This window comes from Leisingera methylohalidivorans DSM 14336 (genome assembly GCF_000511355.1).
Classification (GTDB): Bacteria; Pseudomonadota; Alphaproteobacteria; order Rhodobacterales; family Rhodobacteraceae; genus Leisingera; species Leisingera methylohalidivorans.
The window spans coordinates 168646-183162 of record NC_023135.1; the positions used below are offsets into that span (position 1 = coordinate 168646).

The following is a 14517-nucleotide window of genomic DNA, read 5'->3' on the forward strand; positions in this document are numbered from 1 at the left end:
GCGCTGTTTCCAGACCTTTACCCGCTGCGCTTTACCCGGCTATCTGGGCGGGATCGAATTTCCTTGGGGGGCGTCCATGATCCGCATTCTTTCCATTCTGGCCGCGCTGGGCATGCTCGCAGCCTGCGGTGAAACCCGGCTGGACGAAGCGCCCGAGGACCTCGGCGCCTTTCAGGCGCGGGTAACGCATGTCTATACTGAAAAGGCGCTGCAATGGCCGCTGTCCCGCAATGCGGATCACAGCGAATGGGACGCGGCAATCAAGAACGCTTTGGAAACCCGCCTGCGCCGGTATCAGGGCGCGCAGGAATATGATGTGGCTGTAACGCTGGAAGGGTTCATGCTGGCGCCGCCCGGCGTGCCGGTGCTGTTCTCGCCCAAAAGCGCGGTGGTGGTGAACGTCTTTGTCTATGACGTGGCGGAAAAGAAATTCCTGGCCAAGAAGCACCAGATGGAGATCTTTGAGAGCACCACGGGCGAAAGCGCGCTGCTGGGGTCCGGCCATGCGCGCACCAAGGAACAGCAGATCCAGGGGCTGGCGGTTAATATTGCCGACAAGGTCGAGGAATGGATGGCTGATCAGCACAAGGAAGAGGGATGGTTCGCACCGCGCCCGGCGGCGGCGGCCGGCAGCGGCGGCGCTGCGGATACTGCCGCGCCCGCGACAGCCGGCTAGCCTTGCGAATTCCGTCTCCGTCAAGCAGGAACGGGTTGATTTTTCCGCTCAAACCAAATAATCCGCCCGCGCAGAGGTAACCGGGTCAATGCATGACCCCTGTTTCAAAAGGGCGCCTAAGGAATGGCTAAGGAAAAGTTTGAGCGTACAAAACCGCACGTCAACATCGGCACCATCGGCCACGTTGACCACGGCAAAACCACGCTGACCGCAGCAATCACCAAATACTTCGGTGACTTCAAAGCCTACGACCAGATCGACGGCGCACCGGAAGAAAAAGCCCGCGGCATCACCATCTCGACCGCCCACGTCGAGTATGAGACCGACACCCGCCACTACGCCCACGTCGACTGCCCCGGCCACGCTGACTATGTGAAGAACATGATCACCGGCGCGGCGCAGATGGACGGCGCGATCCTGGTTGTGAACGCGGCTGACGGCCCGATGCCGCAGACCCGCGAGCACATCCTGCTGGGCCGCCAGGTCGGCATCCCGCACATGGTTGTCTTCATGAACAAAGTCGACCAGGTCGACGATGAAGAGCTGCTCGAGCTGGTGGAAATGGAAATCCGCGAGCTGCTGTCGTCCTATGACTACCCGGGCGACGATATCCCGATCATCGCCGGTTCGGCTCTGGCCGCAATGGAAGGCAACAAGCCTGAAATCGGCGAAGAGAAGATCAAAGAGCTGATGGCGGCTGTCGACGAATACATCCCGACCCCGGCGCGTGCGGTTGACCAGCCGTTCCTGATGCCGGTTGAAGACGTGTTCTCGATCTCCGGCCGCGGCACCGTTGTGACCGGCCGTGTCGAGCGCGGCGTGATCAACGTTGGCGATTCGATCGAAATCGTCGGTATCCGCGACACCCAGACCACCACCTGCACCGGTGTTGAAATGTTCCGCAAGCTGCTGGACCGCGGTGAAGCCGGCGACAACATCGGCGCCCTGCTGCGCGGCATCGACCGTGACGGCGTTGAGCGCGGCCAGGTTCTGTGCGCACCGAAGTCGGTGAACCCGCACACCAAGTTCGAAGCCGAAGCCTATATCCTGACCAAGGAAGAAGGCGGCCGTCACACGCCGTTCTTTGCGAACTACCGTCCGCAGTTCTACTTCCGCACCACCGACGTGACCGGCACCGTGACCCTTCCCGAGGGTACCGAGATGGTGATGCCGGGCGACAACCTGAAGTTCGACGTTGAACTGATCGCCCCGATCGCGATGGAAAACGGCCTGCGTTTCGCCATCCGCGAAGGCGGCCGCACCGTCGGCGCCGGCGTCGTTTCCAAAATCACTGAATAATGATTTTGGAACCCACGCGGTTCTGAAAAATAGAAAGGGCCTCCTTCGGGAGGCCCTTTTGCATTGCAGCCGCCGCCTCCCTCGCAGGCAAGCGGTGCTCAGGTGGTTTGGGACTGCGGGTATTCGCTGTCCCGCCCCGCCGCGCTGTCGGCCGCATCGGTGATGGCATCCAGGGCGGCTTCCAGACTCATCCGCAAACTTTCTGCCTCGGCGTCAGACGGTTTTTTCGGAACTTCATCCATCCACTCCTGGCACATCAGCACGCCGCGGGAAAATGGCAACGGCAGCATCTGCTGGTCCCAAGTCGGCAGTTTGATCACTTTTTTCTCGGCGAATGCCACCGTGAATACCCGGCAGCCGGTCATCCGGGCCCAGACTACAGGAACGGTTGAGGAAATGCGCGCCGGGCCGCGCGGCCCGTCGGCGGCGATGCCGATCGAACAGCCGTCCCGGGTGCGGCGCAGCACTTCTCTCGACAGCGCCACATGGCGCTTGTGGCTCGACATCGGAATGGTCTCAAAACCCAGCCGCACCAGGATCTGCCCGGCCAGCCGCCCGGCGCGCGCCGATGATGTCAGCGCGCAGATGCGGCCCAGAGAGGTGTCGAACAGATAGGGGGCCATGATCAGCCGCTGATGCCACAGCACGAAGATCACCGGCTCGCCGCGGCGCACGCAGGCGTCCATTTCCTCAAAGCCGCTGCGGGTCCAGCGCGAGGTGCGGAAGGCGAATCGCACATAGGTGGCAAACAGCCCCTCAATGGCGCGGTTGACCCGGGGGCTGTCGGCGATTTTCTTTCTCAGGCTCACGGTTGGCGGCTCGCATTTTCGGGTGTCCCGGAGCAAAAAGCCCCGGTATCCGCCCTGTCTTACTGCATGGGTGAGCCGCGGCAAAGCCTGCAACAGCCAAACCGCGGCCCGGCACTTGGAAAACCCGTTTTTTCCTCTTGCCAGCGCAGCACGTCTGCCTTAGGAAATGCCGCACCGTAGGGGTATAGCTCAGTTGGTAGAGCGACGGTCTCCAAAACCGTAGGTCTCGGGTTCGAACCCTGATGCCCCTGCCATTTCACCGGATCATTAGCACCTAAGCAAAACACCTCCGGGAAAGCCCGCCCGCATGCGCTGCGGGCGTCTTTGCTATGGCTGGCTCCGCGTCAGGTGTTCCGGCGCCGAACCTTGCAAATAGCGGCCGTAGGCGGCGTCATAAGCCTGCTCGATTTGCCGTGCCAGGCGTGCCGGCTGCGGCAGTGCTGCATCCTGGAGCCGGCTTTTCAATGTTTTGGCGGCCTCCGGACCCTGCGCCAGCTCCGCAGCCTTCGCCTCGTAATCTTCCGCACTGGCGGCGACCAGCTCCGGCAGGCCTGCGGCCTGCAGCAGGCTTGCGACTGTGCGGGCGGCGAATTGCTGCCCCGGCAAGGTGAGGACCGGCAGCCTGGCAGCCAGAGCTGACTGGGCAGCGCTGCGGGCATTCACAGTGAACGTGTCCAGGAACAAATCTGCCAGCGGCAGGCGGGCCAGGTGTTCCTCGGCAGGGGCGGGCGGGGCAAAGATGAGCCGGTCCGGATCAACACCGCGGGCCGCCGCCGCCCGGCGCAGGTTGGACACGGCATGCGCGCCGTTGTCCTGCAGCCACAGAACGCTATCCTTGGCCCCGGCCAGCAGCCGCATCCAGATGCCGAACTCAGACGGCGTGATCCGGCTGCCTGCGGCAAAGCTGCAAAAGACAAAACCAGTCTCCGGCAGGCCGCAATCGCTGCGGGCGGGAGCCTCCGCTGCAGCGGCAGGTGCCGGCGTCACAGCCAGATGGGTTTCCGGCAGGCGCAGCAGGTGTTCGTTGTGATACCGTTCGCTGCCGGCCGGGCAAACGGTGTGATCGCTGACCAGATAATCGAAGGCGGCAGTGCCCATGGTGCCGGGATAGCCCGGCCACGCGACGTGCAGCGGTGCCAGGCGGGCGGAAAGCAGTGGGCTCAGGCTGCCGTTTCTATACCCTGAGACATCGACGGCAATATCCAGCCGGTCTGCTTTAGCTGCGGCGGCCGCGTCTTGTCCGGACAGCCCCTCCAGCTGCCTGAAGTTGGAGACGGACTGGCTCAGCTTGGCTGCGGCCTCGGACGCAAGACCTGAGCCGATGGCATAGGCATAAATTTCAAACCGGCTGCTGTCGTGGGCTGCCAGCATTGCCGCGTGCTGGTTTGCGACTGCCTCTCCATCCTGGCCGGCAAAGAAGTACCCGATCCGCAGCCGGGCAGGCCGCTGCCGGAGGGGTGATGCCGATTGCAGCTCAAATACCGAGAACGCCCCGCTGGCATATGCCTGCGCCCGTGCCCGCAGGAGATCCGGATTGTCTTCCATCAGCATCAGCGCGCTTGGGTCGCAGCCGCTGCAACGCAAACCCAGCAAGCGCCGGTAGTCCGCGTATTCCTGCACCCACTGCCAGTCATTAAGCTCGGCCAGAACATGCAGGCGCTGGGTGCGGCTGCGGTCATCGGATGGCGAAATCTGCAGGATCTTGTCAAAGCAGGGCAGAGCCTCTGCAAACCTGCCCTCGGCCTTCAGCAGGAGGCCAAGCTGGAAATGCGCTTCGGTCAGCTGCGGATCGAGACTGGCGGCGCGGGTGTAATGCTCCTTGGCCTCAGCGGCCGCGCCCAGTTTCTGGAGCAGGCTGGCCAATGTGAAGTGTAGTGAGGCATCTTCCGGAGCCAGCGAAACCGCTTTGCGCAAAACGCCGGCGGCCTCAATGCTGCGGCCCTCAAGCGGCAGGGCTTCGGCCATGCTGCGCAGGGCGGGCAGGCATTCGGCATCCAGTTTCAAGGCTTTCTGGTACAGGGCCATGGCGTTGTCTTGCTGACCGCGCGCCATATGAACGCGCCCCATCGCGGCATAGGTGCCCGCTTCCTGGGGGTTCAGCCCGCAGGCTTTGTTCAGGCAGGTTGCGGCGTTGTCCAGGTGGCCTGCCGACAGGTGGCAGCGGCCCAGGAAATCCCACAGGAAATGCGAGTCGCGGAAGGTCTTGAGCAAGGCGCCGCAGCTGTCTGCCGCGTCAAAGTGGCGGCCGGTTGCAAGCGCTGCCTCCAGTTCTTCTTTGGTGTCCTGTGATGGCTCCCGCTGTTCGCGCAGGCGGCCGCGCAGGGAATCCAGCGCCTGCAGGGCGCGGGTGTTCTTCGGATTGCGTGCAAGGATGCCGGAATAGGCAAGCACAGCATCCTCAAGTTTGGAATCACGTTCAAGCTGCTCGGCCTGGGATAGGGAATATGCGGGAGTCATGGCATCCAATCTCATCAGTAAACGCGGGATATGCCTGCGCGGCGCATGCTTGGCGCCGGGGCTATCGGAGGCATTTTTGCAGGAAGTGGATTAAAATTGGATTGACCGGGGAGCCCAAGCCGCTCGGCCGCTGGAGCAGGGCTTGAATTTACCCGCAGCAGGCGTTAAATCGCGACCACTGCTAGCAGAGAGACACCCCCAGTATGGCGACTATCAATCCAGTTCAGTTTATTCAGCAAGTCCGTGCCGAAGTGTCCAAGGTCGTATGGCCGACCCGGCGCGAGGTTCTGCTGACCACGGTCATGGTGTTTATCATGGCGGCGCTTACGGCGGTGTTCTTTGCACTGGTCGACATGCTGATCCGCTATGGGCTGCAGGGCCTTCTGGGGATGTTCGGCTAAGCCTGCGGCAGTTTGATGGCTTCGGGGTTCATGTTGCAGCGCTGCCCTTGATCTCGGCGCCAATGGACGGTACGTGGACGGGAACTATTGAGGCGGGCGTGCGGCGATTCGGTTTGCACGCCGCTTTTTGTTGGAGAGCGCAGCTTTAACGGCTGCATCGGGATGATAAAGCGGCGGCGCGGCAATGGCCCGCCTGGCAAAACAAGGACGACGGTTCATGGCGAAACGGTGGTATTCGGTCAGCGTTCTTTCGAATTTCGAAAAGAAAATCGCAGAGCAAATCCGCACCTCGGTCGCTGAACAGGGCCTTGAGGACGAGATTGACGAAGTGCTGGTCCCCACCGAAGAGGTGATCGAGATCCGCCGCGGCAAGAAAGTCTCGACCGAGCGCCGCTTCATGCCGGGCTACGTGCTGGTCCATATGGAAATGTCCGACCGCGGCTACCACCTGATCTCCTCGATCAACCGGGTCACCGGCTTCCTGGGCCCGCAAGGCCGCCCGATGCCGATGCGCGACGCCGAGGTGCAGGGCATCCTGGGCCGCGTCGAAGAAGGCGTCGAGGCGCCGCGCACCCTGATCCATTATGAGATCGGCGAGAAGGTCAAAGTGAACGACGGCCCGTTCGAGGACTTCGACGGCATGGTCGAAGAGGTCGACGAGGACAACCAGAAGCTCAAGGTCACCGTTTCGATCTTCGGCCGGGAAACCCCGGTCGAACTGGATTTCACTCAGGTCACCAAACAGATCTGATGTGACGCCGGCCGGTAAGGCCGGCACCCCGAGCGTGGGAGGCAGCGGCACCGCGGTGCCAAAGCCGGACCACACAGCAAAGCAGCCCGAAGGACGCGTCCGGAGGGTGTTGGAAAAGGAGAAGGCCAATGGCCAAGAAGCTCGTCGGCACGATGAAGCTGCAAGTTAAAGCCGGTCAGGCAAACCCAAGCCCGCCGGTTGGTCCGGCGCTGGGTCAGCGCGGCATCAACATCATGGAATTCTGCAAGGCGTTCAACGCCAAGACCGCAGACATGGAGCCCGGCGCGCCGTGCCCGACCGTGATCACCTACTATCAGGACAAGTCCTTCACCATGGACATCAAGACGCCGCCCGCGTCTTACTACCTGAAGAAGGCTGCCAAGATTAAATCTGGTGCAAAGACTCCCTCGCGTGAGACCGTCGGCACCGTGACCGCGGCTCAGGTGAAAGAGATCGCCGAAGCCAAGATGAAAGATCTGAATGCCAACGACATCGAATCGGCAATGCAGATCATCCTGGGCTCTGCCCGCTCCATGGGCATCGAGGTGAAGTAAGATGGCAAAGCTCGGTAAACGTACCCGCGCCGCGCGCGAAGCTCTGGCTGGCAAAGATAACCTGTCGGTCGAAGAGGCTGTTTCCCTGATCAAGGCGAACGCCACCGCAAAATTCGACGAAACCGTCGAAATCGCCATGAGCCTGGGTGTTGACACCCGCCACGCAGACCAGATGGTCCGCGGTGTTGTCGGCCTGCCGAATGGCACCGGCAAAGCCATGCGCGTTGCTGTGTTCGCCCGCGGCCCCAAGGCAGAAGAAGCTCAGGCGGCCGGTGCGGACATCGTCGGCGCCGAAGACCTGATGGAAGCCATCCAGGGCGGCAGCATCGATTTCGACCGTTGCATCGCAACCCCGGACATGATGCCCATCGTCGGCCGTCTGGGTAAGATCCTCGGCCCGCGCAACCTGATGCCGAACCCCAAGGTCGGCACCGTGACCATGGACGTCAAGGCAGCTGTTGAAGCGGCCAAGGGCGGCGAGGTCCAGTTCAAGGCGGAAAAAGGCGGCGTTGTGCACGCAGGCGTCGGCAAAGCCTCCTTTGACGAAGCCAAGCTGGTCGAAAACGTCCGTGCCTTTGTTTCGGCTGTGGCCAAGGCCAAGCCGGCGGGCGCAAAGGGCGCGTACATGAAGAAGATCAACCTGACCTCGACCATGGGTCCGGGCGTCACGGTTGACGTGGACAACGCTGTCACCGAGTAATCGGGACAGAATTGCCAGAACAGGGGCCCTGGGTGACACACCCGGGGCCTTTTCTTTTGCCGGTCGGCGGTGAAGTGCTCAAATGGCGGCAACGGTCTGATTTTGCAAGGCATTTACTCTTGCGCTTGCCTGGCTGCGCTCATAATTCCAGCCTATGTCACGTCGCAGTTTCTTCGCTCAGGACAGTTCGAGTCTGGTTGTTACGTCGAGCTCCAACGGCTCGATTGTGGGTGATGCGGTCATCAACAATTCCGACACGCCCAACGGGACAGTTTTCGCCTATTCCGGCGGCACCGGAACCCAGGTCACGCTGAATGATACCGGCGGCGGACGGAACAAATTCAATGACGACCTGGACTCGGATCACATCATAACCGATGGCGGCGGCATCGTTGCGGATGGTGCGCAGGTGGAATCCGAGTCGCATATTCTGGTGCGCCAGCTTGACGAAAACGGAAACCCTGCCGGCCCGGAGATCACGATCTTCGTCTTTTCGCAGGGCGGTCAGGCATCCAATGTCTGGGGCTTTGCGACGGACCTGCCGCTTGAGGCCGGAAAATCCTATGTGAAAACCGGTGGGCAGAACACAGGAACGTCGCGCTATTCGGATTATGTCACCTGCTTTGGGGCCGGGACACTGATAGATACCGCCGATGGCCAGGTGGCCGTCGAGGACATCACCAGGGGGCAGCGCGTCTGGACCAAAGAGGCCGGTCTGCAGCCGGTGCGGTGGATGGCGGCTGCATCTGTCCGCGGCAGCGGGAGTTTCGCACCTGTCGTCTTTGCGCCCGGGGCGATTGGGAATGCCGGAGAGCTGATCCTTTCGCAGCAGCACAGGGTTCATGTGAAACTGCCGGTTGCAGAGATGCTGTTCGGTCAGGCGGATGTTCTGGTGGCGGCAAAACATCTTTGCGGGCTTCCGGGGGTCAGGATCCGGGAGCAGGCCGTGATCCGCTATTTCCATTTCATGTTTGACCGGCACTACATCGTTAGGTCCAATGGCGTACTGACAGAAAGCTTCTTTCTGGCGCCGGGATCGGTGGCCGCGCTGGATTGGGCGCAGCGCCGTGAGCTGATGTCCCTGTTTCCGTCTCTTGCCCGGGATGGTGCCCGGTTCGGCCAGACCGCGGCGATGACGCTGACCTCAGGGGAGGCGCGTATCCTTAGGGGCTGGTTGGAAACCCGTGGCGGGCGCGCCGGTCTTGAAGCGCGCTGAAATTGCTTGCGGCTGCCAGTTTCCCCTTGGAAAGCCCTTCAAATGCGACTAACTACGGCTACGAGATAAAGCGTGCGATTCGTCGTGCGCTTTATTTCATTTCGTCCAAGATGGTGGGTGGCCTTTCGATCGGGCCTTAATCTCCCTCCTGAGACGGGTACAGACCAAGAAGATCGAGGGTTTTCAATCCCTCGGGCGGATTTGGCTCATCCCGTAAAACGGACCTGAACGCCGGACCTTCGGGACCGGCAAATATGAGCCGGGGTGCATAAGCATCCCTAACTTGGAGAGAACTGTGGATAGAGCCCAGAAAGAGAAAGTGGTCGAGGAACTCGGCCAGATCTTCGAAAGCTCTGGCGTCGTGGTGGTAGCTCACTACGCCGGTCTGACAGTTGCCGAGATGCAGGATCTGCGCGCGCGTGCAAGCGACGCGAACAGCTCCGTGCGTGTTGCCAAAAACAGGCTCGCCAAAATCGCCCTTGAGGGAAAGCCGTGTGAAAACATGTCTGACCTGCTGACAGGGATGACTGTTCTGACCTATTCCGAAGACCCCGTGTCCGCTGCGAAAGTGGCCGAGGGTTTCGCCAAGGAAAACAAAAAGTTTGAGATCCTTGGCGGCGCAATGGGTGAGAATGCTCTGGACCGCGCAGGCGTCGAAGCCGTGTCGAAAATGCCGTCCCGCGACGAGCTTATTGCTCAGATCGCAAGCTGCATTGGCGCACCCGCTTCCAACATCGCCGGCGCAATTGGCGCACCTGCAAGCAACATCGCAAGCATTCTTTCGACCATCGAAGAGAAGGCGGAAGCTGCGTAAGCGGTTGGCACTGAATGACTGGCGTGGGGCAAAGCCCGCACGTTGGAACACACATACTGTAAACGGAAAGAGCTGATACAATGGCTGATCTGAAAGCACTCGCAGAAAGCATCGTGGGTCTGACCCTGCTGGAAGCACAAGAACTGAAAACCATCCTGAAGGATGAGTATGGCATCGAGCCCGCAGCCGGCGGCGCAGTTGTCATGGCGGCCGCTGATGGCGGCGCAGCTGCAGAAGAAGAAAAGACCGAATTCGACGTCGTTCTGAAGAACGCCGGCGCTTCCAAGATCAACGTGATCAAAGAAGTTCGCGGCATCACCGGTCTGGGCCTGAAAGAAGCCAAAGAACTGGTCGAAGCCGGCGGCAAGATCAAAGAAGGCGTGTCCAAGGACGAAGCCGAAGACGTCAAAGCCAAGCTGGAAGCAGCTGGCGCCGAAGTCGAGCTGGCCTAAGCCCTGCGCCTGGTGCATTTCGATGCATCGGAAATTTGGCTGGGTCCGGAGTTTTTCCGGGCCCAGCCGAACCTGTCTTAGAAAGGGCCTCTGGCAAGAGGCGTTTTTTCAGGCGAGGTTCAAGGGATCGGGAGGCTGCCTTCGGGACGGTGGCCATGAATTGATCCGAACACGCTGTCTCGTATGGGCAAGGTGCCGGGGCCCGGCGGCATCCTTGACCGGTGAGAACTCGAAAGGTGACATCTGACATGGCTCAATCGTTCCTTGGCCAGAAACGTCTACGCAAATACTACGGCAAAATCCGCGAAGTGCTGGAGATGCCGAACCTCATTGAGGTGCAGAAATCTTCCTACGACCTTTTCCTGCGCTCTGGCGATGAAGCCGAGCCGCTGGACGGCGAAGGCATCAAAGGTGTGTTCCAGTCGGTTTTCCCGATTAAGGATTTCAACGAAACCTCCGTTCTGGAGTTCGTGAAGTACGCGTTTGAAAAGCCGAAGTACGACGTCGAAGAGTGCATGCAGCGCGACATGACCTACAGCGCGCCGCTGAAGGTCACCCTGCGCCTGATCGTCTTTGATGTGGACGAAGACACCGGCGCCAAGTCGGTCAAGGATATCAAAGAACAGGATGTCTTCATGGGCGACATGCCCCTGATGACCCCGAACGGCACCTTTGTCGTCAACGGCACCGAGCGCGTGATCGTGTCCCAGATGCACCGCTCGCCGGGCGTCTTCTTCGACCACGACAAAGGCAAGACCCACTCCTCGGGCAAGCTGCTGTTTGCCTGCCGCATCATCCCGTACCGCGGCTCCTGGCTCGACTTCGAATTCGACGCCAAGGACATCGTCTTTGCCCGTATCGACCGCCGCCGGAAACTGCCGGTGACCACCCTGCTGTACGCCCTGGGCCTGGACCAGGACGCCATCATGGGCGCCTATTACAACACCGTTCAGTTCAAGCTTGAAAAGTCCCGCGGCTGGGTCACCCCGTTCTTCCCGGAACGTGTGCGCGGCACCCGCCCGACCTATGACCTGGTTGACGCGGCCACCGGCGAGATCATCTGCGAGGCCGGCAAGAAAGTCACCCCGCGCGCCGTCAAGAAGATGATCGAAGAAGGCACCATCACCGAGCTTCTGGTGCCCTTTGAGCATATCGTCGGCAAATATGTCTCCCAGGACATCATCAACGAAGAAAACGGCGCAATCTACGTCGAAGCCGGTGATGAGCTGACCCTGGAATACGACAAGGACGGCGAACTGATCGGCGGCTCTCTGAAGGAGCTGATGGATGCCGGCATCACCGATATTCCGGTGCTGGACATCGACAACGTCAACGTCGGCCCCTACATGCGCAATACCATGGCGCAGGATAAGAACCGGACCCGCGAAAGCGCGCTCATGGACATCTACCGTGTGATGCGCCCGGGCGAGCCGCCCACCGTCGAGGCCGCGTCGGCCCTGTTCGACACCCTGTTCTTCGATGGCGAGCGTTACGACCTGTCCGCGGTTGGCCGTGTGAAGATGAACATGCGCCTGGCGCTGGACGCCGAGGACACCCAGCGCACCCTGCGCAAGGAAGACATCGTCGCCTGTATCAAGGCGCTGGTCGACCTGCGGGACGGCCGCGGCGACATCGACGACATCGACCACCTCGGCAACCGCCGGGTGCGCTCGGTCGGCGAGCTGATGGAAAACCAGTACCGTGTCGGCCTGTTGCGCATGGAGCGCGCGATCAAGGAACGTATGTCCTCGGTCGAGATCGACACCGTGATGCCGCAGGATCTGATCAACGCGAAACCGGCGGCTGCCGCGGTGCGTGAATTCTTCGGCTCCTCGCAGCTGTCGCAGTTCATGGACCAGACCAACCCGCTGTCGGAAGTCACCCACAAACGCCGCCTTTCGGCGCTTGGCCCCGGCGGTCTGACCCGCGAGCGTGCAGGCTTTGAAGTCCGCGACGTTCACCCGACCCACTATGGCCGGATGTGCCCGATTGAAACGCCTGAAGGCCCGAACATCGGTCTGATCAACTCGCTGGCCACTTTTGCACGCGTCAACAAATACGGCTTCATCGAAACGCCTTACCGCGTTGTCAACGAAGGCCAGGTGACCGACGAAGTGCACTACATGTCAGCGACCGAGGAAATGCGCCACACCGTGGCGCAGGCCAACGCGACCCTGGACGAAGGCGGCAAGTTCATCAACGATCTGGTGTCGACCCGTCAGTCCGGCGACTACACCCTGGCGCCGCGCGAAAGCGTGGACCTGATCGACGTCAGCCCGAAACAGCTGGTCTCGGTTGCGGCCTCGCTGATCCCGTTCCTGGAAAACGACGACGCCAACCGCGCTCTGATGGGTTCGAACATGCAGCGTCAGGCGGTTCCGCTTCTGCGGGCCGAGGCGCCGCTGGTCGGCACCGGCATCGAGGAGAAGGTTGCGATCGACTCCGGCGCGGCGATCCAGGCCAAACGGGCCGGCATCATCGACCAGGTCGATGCGCAGCGTATCGTGATCCGGGCCACCTCCGATCTGGAGCTGGGCGACGCGGGCGTTGACATCTACCGGATGCGCAAGTTCCAGCGTTCCAACCAGAACACCTGTATCAACCAGCGTCCGCTGGTGAAGGTGGGCGACACTGTGACCAAGGGCGAAGTCATCGCCGACGGTCCGTCAACCGATATGGGCGAACTGGCTCTGGGTAAAAACGTGGTCGTCGCGTTTATGCCGTGGAACGGCTACAACTACGAAGACTCGATCCTGATCTCCGAGCGCATCGCGCGTGACGACGTCTTCACCTCGGTTCACATTGAGGAATTCGAAGTCGCCGCCCGCGACACCAAGCTTGGTCCGGAAGAAATCACCCGCGACATCCCCAACGTCGGCGAGGAAGCCCTGCGCAACCTCGACGAAGCGGGCATCGTCTACATCGGTGCCGATGTGGAGCCGGGCGACATTCTGGTCGGTAAGATCACGCCCAAGGGCGAAAGCCCGATGACCCCGGAAGAGAAGCTCTTGCGCGCCATCTTCGGCGAGAAGGCTTCCGACGTGCGCGACACCTCGCTGCGCGTGAAGCCGGGCGACTACGGTACTGTCGTCGAGGTGCGCGTCTTCAACCGCCACGGTGTGGAAAAAGACGAGCGTGCGCTTCAGATCGAGCGTGAGGAAGTCGAACGTCTGGCCCGTGACCGGGACGACGAGCTGGCGATCCTGGACCGCAACATCTATGCGCGACTGCGCGGCATGATCCTGGGCAAAGTGGCTGTCAAAGGTCCGAAAGGCGTCCGCGCCGGTGCCGAGATCACCGAGGAACTGCTGGACTCGCTGTCCCGCGGCCAGTGGTGGATGCTGGCGCTGGAAGACGAGAAGGATGCCCAGGTTGTCGAGGCCCTGAACGAGCAGTACGAGGCGCAGAAGCGCGCCCTGGACGCCCGTTTCGAGGACAAGGTCGAAAAAGTCCGCCGCGGCGACGACCTGCCGCCGGGTGTGATGAAGATGGTCAAAGTCTTCATCGCCGTGAAGCGCAAGCTGCAGCCGGGCGACAAGATGGCCGGCCGTCACGGCAACAAAGGTGTGATTTCGAAAGTGGTGCCGATGGAGGACATGCCGTTCCTCGCCGACGGTACGCCGGTCGACTTCTGCCTTAACCCGCTGGGCGTTCCGTCGCGGATGAACGTCGGTCAGATCTTGGAGACCCACATGGGCTGGGCCGCGCGCGGTCTTGGCATCAAGGTGGACGACGCGCTTCAGGAATACCGCCGCTCCGGCGACCTGACACCGGTCCGTGACGCGATGCATCACGCCTATGGCGACGACGTCTATGACGAAGGCATCGCCTCTATGTCCGAGGCCGCTCTGGTCGAGGCCGCAGGCAACGTGTCCCGCGGTGTGCCGATTGCGACCCCGGTCTTCGACGGCGCCAAGGAAGACGACGTGAACGACGCGCTGGTGCGTGCGGGCTTTGACCAGTCCGGCCAGTCGATCCTGTTCGACGGCCGCACCGGCGAGCAGTTCGCGCGTCCCGTAACCGTTGGCATCAAGTACCTGCTCAAGCTGCACCACCTGGTGGACGACAAGATCCACGCGCGTTCCACCGGCCCGTACAGCCTCGTCACCCAGCAACCGCTGGGCGGTAAGGCGCAGTTCGGCGGTCAGCGCTTCGGTGAGATGGAGGTCTGGGCTCTGGAAGCTTACGGCGCCGCCTACACCCTGCAGGAGATGCTCACCGTGAAATCGGATGACGTCGCCGGCCGGACCAAGGTCTATGAGTCGATCGTCAAGGGCGAGGACAACTTTGAAGCGGGCGTTCCGGAATCGTTCAACGTTCTGGTTAAAGAAGTCCGCGGCCTCGGCCTGAACATGGAACTCCTGGATGCGGAAGAAGAGTAAGGGCTG

At 61.4% G+C, this 14517-nt stretch carries 12 protein-coding genes and 1 tRNA gene; 11 read left to right on the forward strand and 2 right to left on the reverse strand.

Going from position 1 to position 14517, the window contains the following annotated elements; translation table 11 throughout:
* Positions 1-76 precede the first annotated feature (76 nt).
* Positions 77-676, forward strand: a complete 600-nt coding sequence (locus METH_RS00900) for a hypothetical protein (RefSeq protein ID WP_024088514.1) — start codon at positions 77-79, stop codon at positions 674-676.
* Between the two features lie 123 nt (positions 677-799).
* A complete protein-coding gene (gene tuf / locus METH_RS00905; protein ID WP_024088515.1) occupies positions 800-1975 on the forward strand; it encodes an elongation factor Tu in 1176 nt (391 codons plus the stop codon).
* Between the two features lie 98 nt (positions 1976-2073).
* Here the strand turns inward: tuf and METH_RS00910 are convergent, their stop codons facing one another.
* Complete coding sequence (locus tag METH_RS00910; protein WP_024088516.1) at positions 2074-2784, reverse strand: lysophospholipid acyltransferase family protein; 711 nt, start codon at positions 2782-2784, stop codon at positions 2074-2076.
* Positions 2785-2962: 178 nt separating this feature from the next.
* On the opposite strand from METH_RS00910, the gene METH_RS00915 reads away from it, so the two are divergent.
* Positions 2963-3038, forward strand: a tRNA-Trp gene (locus METH_RS00915).
* Between the two features lie 73 nt (positions 3039-3111).
* Here METH_RS00915 and METH_RS00920 read toward each other — a convergent pair.
* A complete protein-coding gene (locus tag METH_RS00920) occupies positions 3112-5241 on the reverse strand; it encodes an O-linked N-acetylglucosamine transferase, SPINDLY family protein (protein ID WP_024088517.1) in 2130 nt (709 codons plus the stop codon).
* Positions 5242-5444: 203 nt separating this feature from the next.
* Between METH_RS00920 and secE the strand changes: the two genes are divergently transcribed.
* From secE to rpoB, 8 genes are all read left to right on the forward strand, one after another.
* Positions 5445-5642: a preprotein translocase subunit SecE gene (gene secE / locus METH_RS00925; RefSeq protein WP_024088518.1), complete on the forward strand. Its 198-nt coding sequence runs from the start codon at positions 5445-5447 to the stop codon at positions 5640-5642.
* Positions 5643-5859: 217 nt separating this feature from the next.
* Positions 5860-6393, forward strand: coding sequence for a transcription termination/antitermination protein NusG (nusG, locus tag METH_RS00930; protein ID WP_024088519.1), 534 nt, complete (start codon positions 5860-5862; stop codon positions 6391-6393).
* 128 nt (positions 6394-6521) lie between these two features.
* Positions 6522-6947: a 50S ribosomal protein L11 gene (gene rplK, locus METH_RS00935; protein WP_024088520.1), complete on the forward strand. Its 426-nt coding sequence runs from the start codon at positions 6522-6524 to the stop codon at positions 6945-6947.
* A 1-nt stretch (position 6948) separates the two neighbouring features.
* Positions 6949-7647, forward strand: a complete 699-nt coding sequence (gene rplA / locus METH_RS00940; protein WP_024088521.1) for a 50S ribosomal protein L1 — start codon at positions 6949-6951, stop codon at positions 7645-7647.
* Positions 7648-7801: 154 nt separating this feature from the next.
* Positions 7802-8863: a Hint domain-containing protein gene (locus tag METH_RS22490; protein ID WP_084013745.1), complete on the forward strand. Its 1062-nt coding sequence runs from the start codon at positions 7802-7804 to the stop codon at positions 8861-8863.
* A 295-nt stretch (positions 8864-9158) separates the two neighbouring features.
* Positions 9159-9677, forward strand: coding sequence for a 50S ribosomal protein L10 (gene rplJ / locus METH_RS00950; protein WP_024088523.1), 519 nt, complete (start codon positions 9159-9161; stop codon positions 9675-9677).
* A gap of 80 nt (positions 9678-9757) precedes the next feature.
* Complete coding sequence (gene rplL / locus METH_RS00955) at positions 9758-10129, forward strand: 50S ribosomal protein L7/L12 (protein ID WP_024088524.1); 372 nt, start codon at positions 9758-9760, stop codon at positions 10127-10129.
* Between the two features lie 248 nt (positions 10130-10377).
* The gene (rpoB, locus tag METH_RS00960; protein ID WP_024088525.1) at positions 10378-14511 is read left to right on the forward strand and encodes a DNA-directed RNA polymerase subunit beta; all 4134 of its coding nucleotides are present in this window, start codon (positions 10378-10380) and stop codon (positions 14509-14511) included.
* Positions 14512-14517 lie beyond the last annotated feature (6 nt).